We start from the raw sequence: 16,930 nt of genomic DNA on the forward strand, positions 1-16,930 counted from the left end.
GCGGGCCAGGCGCGGTGCGGGCAAGCACGGGTCTGTGCATACGGCTGCGCATGCGCTTACCCTGTCAGCGCGTGCTGCGTAACGCCTCGGCAATGGTATCGGCCAGCATGTCACCGGTGAGCGGCTTGCGCAGGAAACAAGCGAAGCCTGCTGCCTGCGCGTTCGGCTCGGCTGCTTCGTCGGAGCGTGCCGTCACTGCGATCAGCGGCATCTCGTAACCGAACACGTGCAATTGCCGCGCCAACGCGAAGCCATCCAGGCCGGGCAGGTCCAGATCCAGCAACGCCAGGTCGAAGGTGTTGTCGGCCGCCTCGGTCAACGCAGCCAGGCCGTGCGGTGCATGCACTACGGAGTGGCCTTGCGAACGCAGCAAGCCGACGATGACCTCGGCGATGGTCGGGTCGTCTTCCACCAGCAGGATGCGCTGCGGCGCGATCGCAGCGCCGGCATGCTCCGCATCGCCGCCGAGCGTTGCATTGGCGGCCACCCAACGCAGCGGCAGATCCACCACGAACCGCGTCCCGGCACCGAGCCGGCTGATCACTTCGATATGCCCGCCCATCGCCATGGCCAGCTCCTGGCAGATCGCCAGACCTAAGCCGCTGCCGCCATAGCGCGAGCTGGTCTTGGCACCATCGCCCTGCTCGAAGCGCTGGAACAGGCGCGCCTTCTGCTCGGCATTGATGCCCGGCCCTGTATCGGCGACCTCGAAGCGCAGACCTTGATAAGAACCGAGCGTGGTCAATTTCAAACCGACCACGCCGCGCTCGGTGAACTTGATCGCGTTGCTCAGCAGATTGAGCAGGATCTGCCGGATGCGGGTGGAATCGCCGCTGGCAGTGATGTCGCCAAGCAAGCCGATTTCCAGGCTGAAGCGCAGGCCCCGCTGCTGCGCCAACGGCGCCATCAGTGCCTCGACCTCGGCCACGAGCTGGCGTACCGAAAATGGCTCCAGATCCAGTTCCAGCCGCCCGGACTCGATCCGCGCCAGATCCAGCGCATCGTTGACCAGCCGCAGCAGGTGCGCGCCTGCACGGCGAATGGATTCGGTATAGCTGCGCTGCTTGGTATCCAGCGGCGTCTTGAGCAGTAATTCACTCATACCCAGCACGCCGGTCATCGGCGTGCGCACTTCGTGGCCGAGTGTTGCGAGAAAACGGGTCTTGGCCAACGAAGCCTGCTCTGCGAGTTCCTGTTTATGGACTGCCAATTGCCACGCGGTCAAACGGCGCAGGCGACTGCGATACAACAAGATGGCCGCAGCGATTACGCACAAGGTCAGCAAGGCCAGCACGCTCAAGCCCCATGGCGACAGCCACCACGGCGGCAATACCTGAAAACGTAATGTCTGGCTGGCCGACCAGATGCCATCGGCAGTGCGCCCCTGCACTTCCAGCGTGTAATGCCCCGAGGGCAAGCGCGAAAACAAACGCTCGCCACTGGGCCCGACGTCGATCCAGTCCGGGTCGTAGCCGCTGAGGCGGAAGCGATAGCTGGTTGACTCCGAATGCGTGAAGGTCGGCATGCGCGCGACGATGTGCAGGTCGCGATCGCCGTCCTGCAGTTGTAGCGGCTCCACGCCGGTGACATCCAGTCCGCGCTCGCCACGACGCACACCTACGCGCTCGATCAGCAACGGAGGCCGGCGCGTATTCGGACGCATCTTGGCCGGATCAAACAGCACAACCCCATCAGGCGTTCCGCCTAGAATCTGCCCGCCCGTTGCTTGTACAAGGGTGTTTTCCTGGAATTGCTGATTGGGAAGCCCGTCATGAACACCATAGACCCGCACCATCTTGCTGGCAGGATCCACCCTGATCAGACCGCGCGCACTCGATACCCAAGCCACGCCTGCTCCGTCCACCACAAGTCCGTTAGGCGCCACCATGGGGAACTCTTGTGTACCGTCAATGGTGTCTAGATGTTTGAGCTGCGTGCCATCCCAGAGGTAGCGGCGCAGCTCTCCCATCAACCCGATCCATACAACGCCTGTGTCGGTGAAACGGAATACATAGTTCGTTGAGGCCGGCGCACCTCGAACCATGACGAAAGCATCCGCTTTCGGATCCCAGCGCCGTAGGCCCGTCGTACTGGCGAGCCACATCTGTCCATCGGGACCAAGCCTTAGATCGTAGGCGCTGGAGTCATCTAGCCCGTGGTCACCCTGTTCGATTTCACGGATAAGCTGACCCTCTTCATCACGAATCTGCAAGCCCGTCTTGGTCAGTGAAATCCAAAGCTGATTGCGTGCATCCATCGCCATGAGATCAGGCGTCACCATGTCAGCCACAACATTGGGAGCTGTGGATAGTGGCCAATTTTTTCTTTGTCGGGTACGTGGGTCATAACGAACCAGAGATTCTGGCAACCCAATCCAGACGTAGCCCCTTTTACTTTCAAGGATGCATATTGGCCAACGCACACCTGAGATAGGACGAAGGTGGCGTTCCAACTTGCCGCTAACAGGATCCAAGTGTTCTAACACGCCACGCGTGCCTGCAACCCACAACCCACCGGATGCCGACATTGCTGTGGCCTTTACAAAAGGATTGGCCATCGATTGCGGGTCGTCAGCGTGGTACGACAACACTGAAAAAGTGCTCCAGTTGGGCGGCAGATGCCAAAGACCGCCATTGAGGCTGGCGAACCAAAGACCACCTTCGCGATCCTCGTAGGCACTTGACCAACTCGGCTTGACCAATCCGTGTGCCGACAAGCTGTAGACAGGCACATTTTGGACATGCGCACTGTCGGAAATACCCAAACCGGACATCGTGTCTAACCAATAATGCCCACTTCGATCCTGCAACAACATGCCTATAACGTGTTCGCCGTCGCTTGTAGTCTGCCAAGGCTGCGGAATAAAATTTCCGCTAGAGTTAAGTCGATATAGCACGTTATTACTATCGGTAACCCATAGGTCACCGTTGATACTAAGGCGTAGCCCATTGGAAACCTGGCTATTTCCCGGCAATGCCTTACGATCGAAATACACCCCATTCCATCGCGCGAGGCCTCCGTTGCCTCCAATCCAAAGCGCCCCGTCAGACGTAACCCGTATTGCAGTCACTCGGTTAGAAGGCAGACTGTGCACGTCGTTTGCCGAGAACGTAAAGCGCTGCACACTACCGTCCGGCCGCCGCCGATACAGACCATTTCTTGATGTTCCAAACCATAGATCCCCATCCGGGGTCTGCGCGATTGCCCACACGATACTACGCTCGAGTTCAGGAAACTGCGGGGTCTCCAATCGTTTGAAGGCCCGCTGTTTAGCGTCCAGGACACCGACGCCACCATTGTCAAAACCAACCCACACCGCATCGTCGGTATCGACCGCTAAAGCCCATACAAAGTTGTTTGTCAGCCCGTCTTCCATCCGCCAAATGCGGTAACTCCGCCCATCGAACCTGGCCAAACCATCGCTGCTTGCCAGCCACAGGTAGCCGCTTCTGTCCTCGGCGAAGTCGTTCACCGTGTTGGAAGGAAGTCCGTCGGCCACAGTGAGCTGGATCGGCACAGGAGTGGCTGGCACTGCCGCAGAGGCCAGCAAGGGCGCCGCCGTGATCATTAGGACCAACCACAGTGCAGCAAGGGTGTGACCGAAATCGGAACAAGGGCGTAGGCGTGACATAAAAATTTCACTGCAGATAGCCGCATAGTGCGGGCCACATCGTGCATGAGCAAGCATGCATTCCCTCATTTGGATATCTCCGATGCAGCGCCCTCGGATCGTGCCGCGCACGATCTTGCCGCGTCGCGTGCAGCCGCGATCGCTTCCAGCAGAAAATCGGCGGTGACCGCCCTTGCGCGGGAATCCATGGAAGGCTGCGGCCTGCGCCGGGGTTTCAGCGGCGCTGTCTGCGCGTGCAGTGACTGCGAGCGAGGTAAAGCGATGGCCGTGCTGGCGCAGTGGCAATGCCGGTGCAAGCCATCCAGCCCGGGGAAATCCAGATCTCGATCCAGCGCCGCCACTCTTCCGGGCAACCATTGTCTTGCCTGGAAGATGCCGCATGTGCTTGACGTGCCCGACACTGCCTGCAGTGGCCGCTGCGTCGATTTTAAGAGCTGCCCAGCTGAGCAGAAAAAGCGTCAGCGACTCGATCCTGGCGAGCCCTCGTGCCACCAACCGCATCGACCTACGCGTCAACGCCATCACTTTCGCCTTTTCCATCATCAACATCGGCAAGCACCCGCGCCAAGGCTTGCGCGAGCAAGTCGCCAGTGACCGGCTTGCGCAGAAATCCATTGCAACCCGCAGCCATCGCCTGCGGTTCGGCATCGGCATCGGCACGTGCGGTCACTGCCACAATCGGGAAGCGCACGCCGCGCGCGCGTAACTGCGCCACCAGTGCCACGCCATCCAGACCGGGCAGATCCAGATCGCACAGACCTGCATCGAAACGGCGCGTACTCACCTCGGCCAGCGCTGCAAGACCATGCAATACATGGGTGACGTGATGCCCACGCGTCTGCAGCAAGCCAACGATCACCTGCGCCACGGTCGGGTCGTCTTCGACCAGGAGCAGCTGCAGCGGCGCCTGCTGGTGCTGCGCGTCTGTGCGCACTGGCAGCTGCGTCGCTGCGGGTAACTTGGCTACCCAGCGCAGCGGCAGCTCGACCACGAAACAGGCGCCCTGCCCCAACTCGCTGCTGACCGTCACTGCCCCGCCCATCGCCGCCGCAAGCTCCCGGCAGATCGCCAACCCCAGGCCACTGCCGCCGTGGCGCGCCAAGGTCAGTGCGCCTTCGGCCTGCTCGAAGCGCTGAAACAGGCGTCCATGCTGCTCCGGGCTCATGCCGGGCCCGGTGTCGCGCACTTCCACACGGACGCCCTGCTGCGTGTGCTGCGGCAGCGCCGCAACGCGCAGGGACACGCCACCGCGCTCGGTGAACTTGACCGCATTGAACAGCAGATTGAGCAAAATCTGTTGCACGCGCCCCGCATCGCCATGCAATGCCGGCGGCAAGGCATCGTCCAATTGGCACTCGAACGCCAGCTGCTTCTGCGCGGCGCTCGGGCGCACCAGTTCGGCCACGTGCCCGATCAGCTGGCGCAGATCGAAATCGCGATAGTCCAACGGCAGTTTACCGGCTTCTATCCGGGCCAGATCCAGCGCGTCGTTGACCAGACGCAGCAAGTGCTTCCCCGCCAGCTGGATCGCACTCGCATACTCTTGCTGCCGGCCATCCAGCGGGGTCTGCAGCAGCAACTCGCTCATGCCGAGCACGCCTGTCATCGGCGTGCGCACCTCATGGCCCAACGTCGCCAGGAAGCGCGTCTTGGCCAGCGATGCCTGTTCGGCCAACTCGCGCTTGTGCTGCGCCAGTTGCCATTGCGCACGCATGCGGAGACGGCGGCGATAGGCGGCGGCCAGCAAGGCACTCAACAGCAAGCCCGAGAGACAGATCAACGCAATACCGATGTCGCTGCGCCACCAGGGCGGTCTGACCGAAAACTGTAGCGAGCGGACCTGCGAGCGATTGCCCAGCGGATCGATGCCCTGCAGCGAGAGCTCATAATTGCCCGCAGGCAGAATGGCGAATTCGCGGACACCCGTACTGCCTGCGGTCTGCCAGTCCGTGTCGAAGCCTTTCAGGAAGCTGCGATAGCGATTGGAGAGAGGGTCGCTGTAAGACAACAAGCGGCTGACGACCTGCAGCTGACGGTCCTCCGGGCCCAACTCAAACGGGCGATCCATTGGCAAAGCGATGCGTGCGCCATTGCGCAGCACGCTGACATGTTCCAACTGCAGTGCCGGGACGAATGGTGCGACGTCCGGCATTGCAGTATCCAGCAGCACGGTAGAGCCATCGCTGGTCGCGCCAATCAAGATATCGCCCGACATCAACAGGCAGTGCTGGATGAACTCCTGACTGGTCAGGCCATCGCGCGTGCCGATGTTGCGTACGCGTGCCGGATGCACCGAAGGGTCGATCCGCCACAGCCCGCGCAGACTGGAAATCCAAACCCTGCCACGCGGGTCGATCTGCATGGCAGAGGCGTCGAAGCCGGCCAGCCCGTCGGCCTCTCCCACCTGACGAACCCGCTTCCAGCGGGCCGCGACCTTCTGCCACTGTTCTGCGCCAGAGGCCCGGTACACCCAGACCGTCTCTGCCGACTGGCTGGCAAATGCCTGGATCGGCGTTCCTTCGAGCCCTGCCACCGGCACGAAGCGGCGCGACGTGTCGTCCCACGCAAACATGCCGCCTTCGCCCGCGACCCACACGCGTCCGTCGGGGCCCTGTTCCAGCTGTTGGACGCCGATCGCACGCAAGCCATGCAGGTCTTGTTGAGTAATGCGCTGCAGGACCTTGCCAGTACGCAAATCGCGCTGCTGCACCATGTCGAGGAAGGTCATCCACACAGTGTCGCCATGCTCGGTGATCCAGTCCGCCGGCGACAACCCCGATGCGGGGTCGGGCCCATCGAAGGGCCAATGAATGAACTCACCGGTGCGCAGATCCATCCGCGAAAGGCCAAAACTCAAATTCCCCAGCCACACGCGTTGCAGGCGATCTTCCAGCGCCGACACCAACTCCATCCCCTTGAGATGCCGCGACTGCAGACCTGTCTGAAACGAATCGCCGGTGCTCGGATCCACGCGTAGCAGACGTCCCTGCGCATCCACCTGCCACAAGCCACCGGAGCGCGCGGCGGCCGCCAGGTTGCAATAAATCGCATCGCCCATTGGCACGGGGGGCTTGAGCACGGCACTGCGTTTCCAGTCTGCCGGCAAATACCCCAGGCCGGTGCCATGCATGGGCACCCACAGCCCCCCATCGGCCGCCGCCATCAAGCCGACCACGTTGCGACGCGACAGCGGTTCCTGGCCACTAAGGACGGGCACCGGCGGACGCTCGCCACGCGTGCGCCACAGACCACGCCCGCTAGCCAGCCAGAATTCGCCATCCGGCGCAGCGACTGCACCCCAGAGCTCATTACCGGGACCAAACATCGTTGACCACGCAAGCGGCTGCCAGTGACCGTCGGCCCGCAGCACATGCAGCCCGGAGTCGCTCCCCAGCCACAAACGGTCGCCGGTCCACTGCAAACCGAAGATGGCCGACTGCCGGCTCGGTTCGTCGGGTATGTATTTGCGACGCAGGTGCTTGCCGTCGTAATAGGCCAGGCCGCTGCTGGTACCGATCCACAAGCGGTGCTGGTTGTCCGCCGCCAGATTCATGACCATGGCCTGATCCAGCGCGCCTTCGAGCTCGCCCAGATTCACGGCCGACATCTTTCCGCCTGCATTGATGCGCACGAGGGCACCGGTCGTCGTGCCGGCCCAGATATCGCCGTCGAATGCGGCGATGCTGTAGATCTCACCGTCCTTCATCAACGGGTAGTCGGCATCCCGATAATGACGAAAGCCGCTGCGGCCGGCATCCAGGACACTCAGCGTCTTGCCGCATCCCACCCAGACCCGGTCCAACGCATCGATATGCAGCGCCTGCACGGCGTTGCAAGATAAGGAGGCAGGGTCGGCCGGATCGTGACGCCAGGTCCTGAATCCTGCGCCGTCGTAACGCACCAGACCGTCGAGTGTTGCAAGCCACAGGTAACCGGCCCGGTCCTGGCTGATGGCAACCACCATTGTCGATGGCAATCCTTCGCTGGGGCCCACGATCCGAAAACGCGGCACTTCCGGAATCTTTGCCGCACACGGGCAAATCGCCAACAACAAGACCAGCACCACGATGAGTCCACGCATGTGGGAATCCCTTCCACGTCCAGCCGGCATGCTCGCAACGGATCGTTGCGAGCGCAAGCCAAGCGCGCGTTGGCGGGATGTGTCTAGAATCCGCCCATGACAATCCTCGCCCGCCTGCTGGTGTCCCCCGCGCTTGTCCTGGCCAGCCTCGCTGCCACCGCTGCGCCGGTGCGTTACGCGCTGGATCCGGTGCACACGCGCGTGCTGTTTGCGGTGGAACATGCCGGCTTTTCCAAGGCATTGGGCACCGTTTCCGGCAGTAGCGGCACGCTGGTGTTCGACCCCGACGACTGGGCCGCCGCCCGGCTGGATGTCACCGTGCCGCTGCACCGCGCCGACCTGGGCGATGCCAAGTGGAACGAGGCCACCCTGGCACGCAACCTACTCGATGCCGAGCGCTTTCCTGACGCGCATTTCGTCTCCACGCGCGTGGAACCCAGCGGCAAGAACCAGGCAAAGGTCACCGGCAATCTGACCCTGCATGGCGTCACCCGCCCGGTCACCCTGGAGGTCACCCTCAACGCGCTCAAACGCCATCCGCTGCCACCGTTTCGCCGCACCGCCGGGTTTTCGGCCACGGCCACGCTGAGCCGTGCGGAATTCGGGATCGATGCCTGGAAATCGATGATCGGCGACAGCGTGGAACTGCGCATCGAAGCCGAAGCCGTGCGCGAAGGCCGCGCCGATGACCAGACGCCCGATACGCCAGCCGCTCCGGCCGCGCCCGCCCCCCCTGACGCCCCCACCCGCCCGGACGCTGAAACATGAGCCCGAAGAACGTCGAACGCTGGGGCGGTGTGAGCCAGACCCTGCATTGGTTGATCGCGCTGTTGATTCTGGTGCTGGGCATCGTCGGCCTGACCATGGGCGAGCTGCCCAAGACGCCGAAATATTTCTGGATCTACACCGCGCACAAGTCGGTCGGGCTGACGGTGCTGGCTTTGGTGATCATGCGGCTGGGCTGGCGCATCTACGCCGGCGCACCGCCGCCGGTCGCCGGCACGCCGCGCTGGCAGGAGCGCATCGCCGGGCTCACCCATTGGCTGCTGTACGCCATGATCTTCGCCATGCCGCTGTCGGGCTGGTTGTACGACTCCACCAGCGGCCTGCGCCCGTTCCGCTGGTTCGGCCTGTTCAATGTGCCCAAGCTCAGCCCGCCGGACGAACAACTGCGCGCCACCGCGCACGTTATCCACGAATGGGGTTTCTGGCTGTTGATTGCTGTGGTGCTGGCGCACGCCGGCGCTGCGCTGTACCACCATCTGTTCCAGCGTGACGCCACCTTGGCGCGGATGTTGCCGCGCGGTTGGCTCTCCCCCAAATCCTGAGGAATTCCCATGTCGTCCAAGTTGTTTGCCTCTCCGTTGCTGGTCGCCGCCTCGCTGGTTGCCACCTTCGCCGCTGCGCCGGTGTCCGCCGTCGAGTACGTGCAGGCGCCGGGCTCGTCGTTGGTGTTCGCCAGCAAGTACGACGGCGAAGTGTTCACCGGCAAGTTCCCCGGCTTCGACACCACGCTGAGTTTCGATCCGGCCAACCTGGCAGGCGCCAAGCTCGACGTGCGCATTCCGCTGGCCAGTGCGATCAGCGGCAACAACGACCGCGATTCCACCCTGCAGGGCCCGGACTTCTTCAACGTCGCCAAGTTCGCCACCGCGCGCTACCGCGCCGACAGGTTCCGCGCCCTGGGCGGTAACCAGTACGCCGCCGACGGCACCCTGGAACTGCGTGGCGTCAGCAAGCCGGTCACGCTGACCTTCACCTGGACCCCGGGCGCACAGCCGGTGCTGGCCGGCAAGGCCGTGGTCAAGCGGCTGGATTTCGGCGTGGGCGGCGGCGACTGGGCCGACACCAAGACCATTCCCAACGAAACTGCGATCAGCACCAAGGTCGTGTTGAAGGCGAAGTAACGCCACAGGCCGCAACCGGACGCAGCCACTGGGCGGCGGACATCCTCGTCGGGTCCGCCGCTTTTTTATGCCCGCCTGTCACATAACACCGCGCGACAGCTAGACTCGGTGGCCACTTCAAGGACACCAACGATGCGTACACACGGAACGTTGACCCGCTGGAATAGCGACCGCGGTTTCGGCTTCATCACTCCGGCGCAGCCCGGCGATGACGTGTTCGTGCATATTTCCGCGTTTCCGCGCGGCTTCGAGTCCCCGCGCATCGGCGAGGTGATCTCGTTCGAAACCGAGCCTGGCCCGGATGGTCGCCTGCGCGCGGTGCGCGTCATACGTGCCGGTACCCCTGTGCCCAAGCATAACGCCCCCGTGCGACGCACGACGCGCACGGTGCCGGCAAAGGGAAAGATCGGCCTTGGCAACGTCTTGCGGATGATGCTCGTACTCGTTGGCGGCGCGTTTGCCTATCAGCAGCGCGATCACTTGATCGCTGCGTTCAAGCCGGCGGCGTCACTAGAGCAAACGTCGGTCCCGGTGCGGCCCGTAGCAGCCGCTCCTGCATCTGCACCCGCGCACTACAGTTGCGGCGGGCGCACGCGTTGCACACAGATGAGTTCCTGCGCCGAAGCGACTTACGTACTGCAGCATTGCCCAAACACCGCAATGGACGGCGACAACGATGGCGTGCCCTGCGAGGACCAGTGGTGCCGTTGAACAGCGACGCCAGGAACGCCAGACGCAAACCAGGTCCGTACGCGCCACATCAACGCGTACCGGCATCCAGCCACGCACGCAGACCGGTGCCATCGAACGGCCAATCCAGCTCGCGTCCACGGGCATCGCGCAACACCGGCACACGCTCGCCATAAGCGGACTCGAGCGCTGTGTCGTTGTCGATAAACACGCTGCTGAACTCGCCGGCACGTACCTGCGCCAGCACTTCCACGGCCTGGTCGCACAGGTGGCAATCGTCGCGCTGGTACAAGGTCAGGGACATCCGCTCAGCTCTCATGCTGCGCTGCAGCCGTGCCGCAATCGCCGAACGACTAGAATAGCCGCCTTTACGCTTACCTCTCCGGCACGCATGGCTGTCAGCACGTTCGACCTGTTCAAGATCGGCATCGGTCCGAGTTCTTCCCACACCGTGGGGCCGATGCGCGCCGCCGAGCGCTTCGTGCATCGTTGGCTGCTCGATGCCGGGCGCCTGCAGGATGTGGTGCGCATCCGCGCCGAGGTGTTCGGCTCGCTTGCCCTCACCGGCCGCGGCCACGGCACCGACAAGGCGGTGCTGCTGGGGCTGGAAGGCCATCGCCCGAACCTGATCGACCCGGACATCATCCCCGCCACGCTGGAACGCATCCGCACCAGCAAGCGCATCAGTTTGATGGGCCAGCACACCATCGGTTTCGACGAAAAGCGCGACCTGCCGATGAACAAGCGCCAGAAGCTGCCTTACCACACCAATGGCATGCGCTTCACCGCATACGACGCGGAGGAAGGCGTGATCGCCACACGCGACTATTACTCGGTCGGCGGCGGCTTCGTGGTCAACCAGGATGACGCTGCCGACGACCGCATCGTGGCCGACGAGACGCCGCTGCCCTACCCGTTTCTCAGTGGCGACGAATTGCTGGCGCAGTGCGCACGCAGCGGTCTGAGCATCGCCGCGCTGATGTTCGAAAACGAAAAAAGCTGGCGCAGCGAAGACGAGATTCGTGCGGGCCTGCGCGAGCTGTGGAATGCGATGCAGTCCTGCGTGGAGCGCGGCATCCGCCAGGAAGGCACGCTGCCCGGTGGCCTGAACGTCTCGCGACGCGCACCGGCGCTGTACCGCGAACTCTCATCCAAGCCGGAAGCGGCGATGCGCGACCCGCTGACCACGCTGGATTGGGTCAACCTGTACGCACTGGCAGTCAACGAAGAAAATGCAGCCGGCGGCCGCGTGGTCACCGCGCCCACCAACGGTGCCGCCGGCATCATCCCGGCGGTACTGCATTACTTCGACCGCTTCTGCGCCGGGGCATCCGAGCAGCGCATCTTCGACTTCCTGCTCACCGCCGCCGCCATCGGCATCCTCTACAAGGAAAACGCCTCCATTTCCGGTGCCGAAGTCGGTTGCCAGGGCGAAGTGGGCGTGGCCTGTTCGATGGCCGCAGGCGGCCTGGTTGCCGCACTCGGCGGCAACCCGGGGCAGATCGAAAACGCGGCCGAAATCGGCATGGAACACAACCTGGGCCTGACCTGCGACCCGATTGGCGGGCTGGTGCAGATCCCGTGCATCGAACGTAATGCAATGGGCGCGGTGAAAGCGATCAACGCCAGCCGCATGGCCATGCGCGGCGACGGCAAGCACAAGGTCTCGCTGGACAAGGTCATCAAGACCATGCGCGACACCGGCCGCGACATGCAGGACAAGTACAAGGAAACCAGCCGCGGTGGTCTGGCGGTGAACGTCATCGAGTGCTGAGCGGCTAAAAACGTAGCGAGCAGTCGTCAGGTGGGCACGCACGGCGCGGAGGAACCGGAGTGTACGAACGGCACATGCCGATTCCAGGCACCGGCCGCGCCCGCCTGACGGCTGCGTAGGAGTTTTGTTAGCTGCGCTAGACGAGCAGCGTCGCCAGGCAACTGAGCAGCGCACCAAAACGTGCGCAACGCGCGAACAGTACACAGGCGCACCGCACCAGACTGCGAACACCTTGCATAAGCGCGCCAAGGCGCGTGGAGCCTGGCCGTTAACGCCTGATCGCGCGCCCGCGCACTCGACCCACGCAGCCCATCATCTACCGCGTCCGCTCGCGCGCCTTCACCCAAGGCTGTACGTCCCCACGACATCCACCCGTGTACGTTGCGAGCTGGATTCCGATTGGAGATCGCGATGCGACAGCTCGCTTGCACCCTCGCCCTTGCCATGGCTTGCGCCCCATTGATGGCGCAAGAAAGCAGCTATGGCCCGCGTCTGGAAGGCTTCGACTACCCCTACCCGGTCAAGATCGACGCCTTCACTTCGCAACAGCAACCGCTGGAAATGGCGTATCTGGATGTCGCTCCAAGCGGCAAGGCGAACGGGCGCACCGCCGTGCTGCTGCATGGCAAGAACTTTTGCGCAGCGACATGGGAAACCACCATCGCGGCATTGAGCAAGGCCGGCTACCGCGTGATCGCGCCGGACCAGTTGGGCTTTTGCAAATCCAGCAAACCGGCGGCCTATCAGTTCTCCTTCGCGCAATTGGCCGACAACACGCATGCGCTGCTGAAAAAACTCGGCATCGAGCGCGCGGTCGTGGTCGGCCATTCGATGGGCGGCATGCTCGCGATCCGCTATGCGTTGATGTATCCGCAGGCCACAGAGCACCTTGCCCTGGTCGACCCGATCGGCCTGGAAGACTGGAAGGCCGAAGGCATCCCGTGGCGCAGCGTCGACGCCTGGTACGACAACGAGCTGAAAAACAGCTTCGAGCGGATCAAGAAGTATCAGATGGACGTGTACTACGCCGGCCAATGGAAGCCGGAATTCGAACGCTGGGCGCGCATGCAGGCGGGCATGTCGCTGGGCAACGGCAAGCAGGCCGTGGCCTGGAATCAGGCCCTGACCTACGACATGGTGTTCAATCAACCGGTGGTGTACGAACTGCCCAAGCTCACGGTGCCGACCACGCTGTTCATCGGCCTCAAGGACCGCACCGCGATCGGCAAGGACACCGCCCCGCCGCAGGTCAAGGCACGCGTCGGCGATTACACCAAGCTGGGCAAGCGCGCAGCTGCGGCGATTCCGCAGGCAACGCTGGTCGAATTCGCCGACCTTGGACATTCGCCGCAGGTGCAGGACCCAACGCGTTTCAATGCGGCCCTGTTGAAGGCGATCGCGAAGTAATTGCCGCAAGGCAGGGCGGGAGGACGGCGCATGTCTTACCGCTCTGCCACATCAACGTCGCTTCCGGGCCGTGGTCCAGTTCCACGTCGAGCCCATCACCCAGCCACGATCCGCAACACATCATCCAGCAGCGCCGCGGCAGTCACTTCTGCACCCGCGCCCGGGCCCTGGATCAACAACGGCTGCTCTCGGTACCGGTCGCTGCTGATCGCCACCCGGTTGTCGGTACCGGCGCCGCCAGCCAACGGATGTTCCAGCGCCAACTCGCGCAAGCCCACGCTCGCCCCATGTGCATCCACGCGACCCACGAAGCGCAGGCAACGCCCTGCGGCGCGCGCCTGCTGCCAGCGCGCGCCCACCACCGCATCCAGTGCGCCCAACTGCGCGTTCACATCAGCCAGCGGCACGTGCGCAATGGCTGCCGGCACCAGCGATTCCACATGCACCTGCTCGGCCTCCAGCTGCCACCCCGCAGCGCGCGCCAGGATCAGCAATTTGCGCCGCACATCCTCGCCAGAGAGATCGATACGCGGATCCGGCTCGGTATACCCGCAGGCCATCGCTTCGCGTACACACTCGGAAAACGCAGCGCTGCCGTCGTAACGATGAAACAGCCACGCCAACGAGCCAGACAACACGCCCTCGATCGAATGGATATGGTCGCCCCCGGCCACCAGCGCGCGCACGCTGCTCAACACCGGCAGCCCGGCGCCCACGGTCGCACTATCTCCGTAGTGCGCACCACTTGCATGGCGCGCCGCGTGCAAGGCCTGCGCACGCGACAGCGCCGTGCCCTGGCCCAACTTGTTGGCGGTGACCACGTGCACACCACGCAGCAGCCATTCCACATGCCAATCGGCCACCACATCGCTGGCAGTCGCATCAACCAGCACATCGCCGGCACGCAGCGCGGTGGTTTCTGCCCACGGCTGCACGACTGCCTGCCCGCGCGGCGCGGCATTGGCGTGTTGCAGCGCCTGCTCGGCACTCACGCCGCAATCCTGTGCAGTGCGCGAATTGGCCAACCAATCAAAACGCGGCAAACGCAGTTGACGCGCCTGCAGCGCGGTATAACGCGTCACGAAGGCGCGCCCCACGGTGCCGGTCCCCAGCAAGGCCAGACGCGGCGTCGGCGTCACCGCAGCGGCCGGAGCGCGGCGCGAAACAGGCAGCACAGTGCTCACGCGTCCACCTGTTTGCGGTTGGCAGTGGTCAGGGTGGCTTGCGCGCGGGCCAGACCGGCGCGCAGATCGATCAATAGATCTTCGGCCGATTCGATCCCGATCGACAGCCGCAGCAGCCCATCGGAAATGCCGGCCGCCGCGCGCGCTTCGGCGGTCATCGCCGCATGCGTCATCGAGGCCGGATGCGCGATCAGGCTTTCCACCCCGCCCAAGGATTCGGCCAGGGTGAAATAGCGCAAGCCATCGACAAACGCGCGCACCGCCGCTTCGCCGCCTTCCAGCTCGAAACTCATCATCGCGCCAAACCCCTTCTGCTGACGCGCGGCCAGCGCATGGCCCGGATGCGCCGCCAGACCGGGGAAATACACCTGATTCACCGCCGCATGCCCGTCCAGCAACGCGGCGATCGCATCGGCATTTTCCTGGTGCACGCGCAGCCGCGCATCCAGCGTGCGCAGACCGCGCAGGGTGAGGAAGGCATCGAACGGCGAGCCGGTCAGGCCCAGCGCATTGGCCCACCACACCAGTTGCTGATGCAGCTCGGCATCGCGCGCCACCACCGCACCGCCCACCACATCGCTGTGGCCGTTGATGTACTTGGTGGTGGAATGCAGCACCAGGTCGGCGCCGAATTCCAGCGGCTTCTGCAGTGCCGGCGACAGGAAGGTGTTGTCCACCACGGTCAACGCGCCCACTTTCCTGGCAGCTTCGATGACGAAGCGCAGATCGGTGATGCGCAGCAGCGGGTTGGAGGGGGTTTCGATCAGTACCAGCTTGGGCGACTGCGCCAACGCATCGGCCAGCGAACGCGGGTCGGTGAGGTCGGCGGTGATCAGCGCGAAGTGGCCTTTCTTGGCCAACGCATTGAACAAGCGCCAGCTGCCGCCGTAAGCATCGTGCGGTACCACCAGCGTGTCGCCGGGCTGCAGCAGCGCGTTGAGCACCAGATTGATCGCGCCCATGCCGGTGGAGGTGATCACCCCGCCCGCGCCGCCTTCCAGTTCGGCCAGCGCTTCGCCGAGCAGATCGCGGGTCGGATTGCCGCTGCGGGTGTAGTCGTACTGGCGCTTGTTGCCGAACCCATCGAAGGAAAAATTCGACGACAACACGATCGGCGGGGTCACCGCACCGTAGGCAGTATCGCGATCGATACCGGCGCGCACGGCGGCAGTGGCAGCGGTACAGGGGGCGTCGGAGGGGTCACGAAAGCTCATGCGGTTTCTCCGGTGCTGCGAAGGGCAGTAGTGAGGATCGCGTCGATGCGATCGATTTCTTTCAGGAAGGCGTCGTGGCCATACGGCGAGCGCAACACGCGCAGGCTGCCGCGCGGCCCCAAGCCTTCGACCAGGCTGACCAGGTCGGCCAGCGGCACCAGGCGGTCGCCCTCCACCGCCACCACGACGGTGGGCACGCGCACCTGCGCCGGGTCGATGCGGTGCAGGTCGATGGATTCGGACAGGCGCAAGTAAGCGTTCACCGGCGTGCGCGCCACGTACTGCGCACCGGCAGCGTCCAGATAGTCTTCCGCCGCCACACGCACGCGGCCATTGATCACTTCCGGCGGCGCATCGAAGCGTTCGCTGAATTCTTCCGGCGTGCGGTAGCTGAGCATGGCGAATTGACGCGCCAGCGCCAGCCCATGATTTTCCGCGCATTGCAGCTGGCCCAGCGCCACCGCGCGGCGTTGCAATGCACGCCAGGCCGCGGCATACGGGTGCGCGCGATGCGCACCGCTCACCGCAATCAGGGTGCCGACGCGGGCCGCATGGCGAATGGCGAACTGCAGGCCAACCAGCGCACCGTAGGAATAGCCGACAAAGCCGTGCAACCGCGCGATGCCCAGTGCGTCCAGCAACGCGGCGATGGCATCGGCCTGGTCGGCAGTTTCGATCGGCGCATCCAGCGTGCCGTCGGCACCAAGAAAATCGAATGCCAGCAACCGGCGCGATGCCGGGTCCAGCGCGCGTCCGCCGCCGACCAGCCCATCCACCCAGCCCTTCTCGGGAAACAGCGCACTGGCAGCGAGATGGCGGTGCGCGGAGATACCGCCGGCCACGAACACCACCGGCGCATTGGCCGCGCCGATCAGTTCATAGCGCAGCCGCAGCTCACGCATGCCGGCATGGCGCATCGGCAGAGCAATGACAAGTTCGCCGCGCGCGGCAGTAATGCCATCGTCGTTGCTGGCGGGGATGTAAACGGAATCATTGGTAGACGGCGATGCTGTATTCACGAGGCTCATGGCGGTATCCAGGG

12 protein-coding genes and 1 other RNA gene are annotated in these 16,930 nt (G+C 64.0%); 6 read left to right on the plus strand and 7 right to left on the minus strand.

The window, feature by feature from the left end:
* Positions 1 to 64: 64 nt before the first annotated feature.
* Together M3O59_RS14500 and M3O59_RS14505 are read right to left on the minus strand one after the other, a co-directional pair.
* Positions 65 to 3,568, minus strand: a complete 3,504-nt coding sequence (locus M3O59_RS14500) for a hybrid sensor histidine kinase/response regulator (protein WP_249047015.1) — start codon at positions 3,566 to 3,568, stop codon at positions 65 to 67.
* Between the two features lie 568 nt (positions 3,569 to 4,136).
* Positions 4,137 to 7,712: a hybrid sensor histidine kinase/response regulator gene (locus M3O59_RS14505; protein ID WP_116906904.1), complete on the minus strand. Its 3,576-nt coding sequence runs from the start codon at positions 7,710 to 7,712 to the stop codon at positions 4,137 to 4,139.
* A gap of 96 nt (positions 7,713 to 7,808) precedes the next feature.
* Here M3O59_RS14505 and M3O59_RS14510 point away from each other — a divergent pair, with 96 nt between their 5' ends.
* From M3O59_RS14510 to M3O59_RS14525, 4 genes are all read left to right on the plus strand, one after another.
* Positions 7,809 to 8,480, plus strand: a complete 672-nt coding sequence (locus M3O59_RS14510; protein WP_249045178.1) for a YceI family protein — start codon at positions 7,809 to 7,811, stop codon at positions 8,478 to 8,480.
* Positions 8,477 to 9,040 carry a cytochrome b gene (locus M3O59_RS14515; RefSeq protein ID WP_064633988.1) on the plus strand — a complete coding sequence of 188 codons (564 nt, stop codon included), beginning with the start codon at positions 8,477 to 8,479 and terminating at the stop codon, positions 9,038 to 9,040. Before M3O59_RS14510 ends, M3O59_RS14515 begins: the two co-directional genes overlap by 4 nt.
* A gap of 9 nt (positions 9,041 to 9,049) precedes the next feature.
* Positions 9,050 to 9,619, plus strand: coding sequence for a YceI family protein (locus tag M3O59_RS14520; protein ID WP_064633986.1), 570 nt, complete (start codon positions 9,050 to 9,052; stop codon positions 9,617 to 9,619).
* Between the two features lie 150 nt (positions 9,620 to 9,769).
* Positions 9,770 to 10,330: an excalibur calcium-binding domain-containing protein gene (locus M3O59_RS14525; protein WP_249047008.1), complete on the plus strand. Its 561-nt coding sequence runs from the start codon at positions 9,770 to 9,772 to the stop codon at positions 10,328 to 10,330.
* A 49-nt stretch (positions 10,331 to 10,379) separates the two neighbouring features.
* On the opposite strand, the gene M3O59_RS14530 is transcribed toward M3O59_RS14525, so the two are convergent.
* Positions 10,380 to 10,613: a glutaredoxin family protein gene (locus tag M3O59_RS14530; RefSeq protein ID WP_064633981.1), complete on the minus strand. Its 234-nt coding sequence runs from the start codon at positions 10,611 to 10,613 to the stop codon at positions 10,380 to 10,382.
* A gap of 87 nt (positions 10,614 to 10,700) precedes the next feature.
* Here M3O59_RS14530 and M3O59_RS14535 point away from each other — a divergent pair, with 87 nt between their 5' ends.
* The gene (locus tag M3O59_RS14535) at positions 10,701 to 12,083 is read left to right on the plus strand and encodes an L-serine ammonia-lyase (protein ID WP_116905985.1); all 1,383 of its coding nucleotides are present in this window, start codon (positions 10,701 to 10,703) and stop codon (positions 12,081 to 12,083) included.
* A gap of 2 nt (positions 12,084 to 12,085) precedes the next feature.
* Here M3O59_RS14535 and M3O59_RS14540 read toward each other — a convergent pair.
* Positions 12,086 to 12,159, minus strand: a non-coding RNA gene (locus M3O59_RS14540) — sX9 sRNA.
* A 335-nt stretch (positions 12,160 to 12,494) separates the two neighbouring features.
* Between M3O59_RS14540 and M3O59_RS14545 the strand changes: the two genes are divergently transcribed.
* A complete protein-coding gene (locus tag M3O59_RS14545; RefSeq protein WP_116905991.1) occupies positions 12,495 to 13,490 on the plus strand; it encodes an alpha/beta fold hydrolase in 996 nt (331 codons plus the stop codon).
* 95 nt (positions 13,491 to 13,585) lie between these two features.
* On the opposite strand, the gene M3O59_RS14550 is transcribed toward M3O59_RS14545, so the two are convergent.
* Genes M3O59_RS14550 through metX form a run of 3 tightly spaced genes read right to left on the minus strand, consistent with a single transcriptional unit; the run spans position 13,586 to position 16,916 of the window.
* On the minus strand, positions 13,586 to 14,674 hold the full coding sequence (locus M3O59_RS14550) for a homoserine dehydrogenase family protein (RefSeq protein WP_181920568.1): 1,089 nt from the start codon (positions 14,672 to 14,674) through the stop codon (positions 13,586 to 13,588).
* The gene (locus tag M3O59_RS14555; protein ID WP_116905984.1) at positions 14,671 to 15,888 is read right to left on the minus strand and encodes an O-succinylhomoserine (thiol)-lyase; all 1,218 of its coding nucleotides are present in this window, start codon (positions 15,886 to 15,888) and stop codon (positions 14,671 to 14,673) included. Before M3O59_RS14555 ends, M3O59_RS14550 begins: the two co-directional genes overlap by 4 nt.
* On the minus strand, positions 15,885 to 16,916 hold the full coding sequence (metX, locus tag M3O59_RS14560) for a homoserine O-succinyltransferase MetX (RefSeq protein WP_116905983.1): 1,032 nt from the start codon (positions 16,914 to 16,916) through the stop codon (positions 15,885 to 15,887). Before metX ends, M3O59_RS14555 begins: the two co-directional genes overlap by 4 nt.
* Between the last annotated feature and the right edge of the window lie 14 nt (positions 16,917 to 16,930).

Origin of the sequence: Xanthomonas nasturtii (genome assembly GCF_023337365.3) — a bacterium.
GTDB lineage: Bacteria > Pseudomonadota > Gammaproteobacteria > Xanthomonadales > Xanthomonadaceae > Xanthomonas > Xanthomonas nasturtii.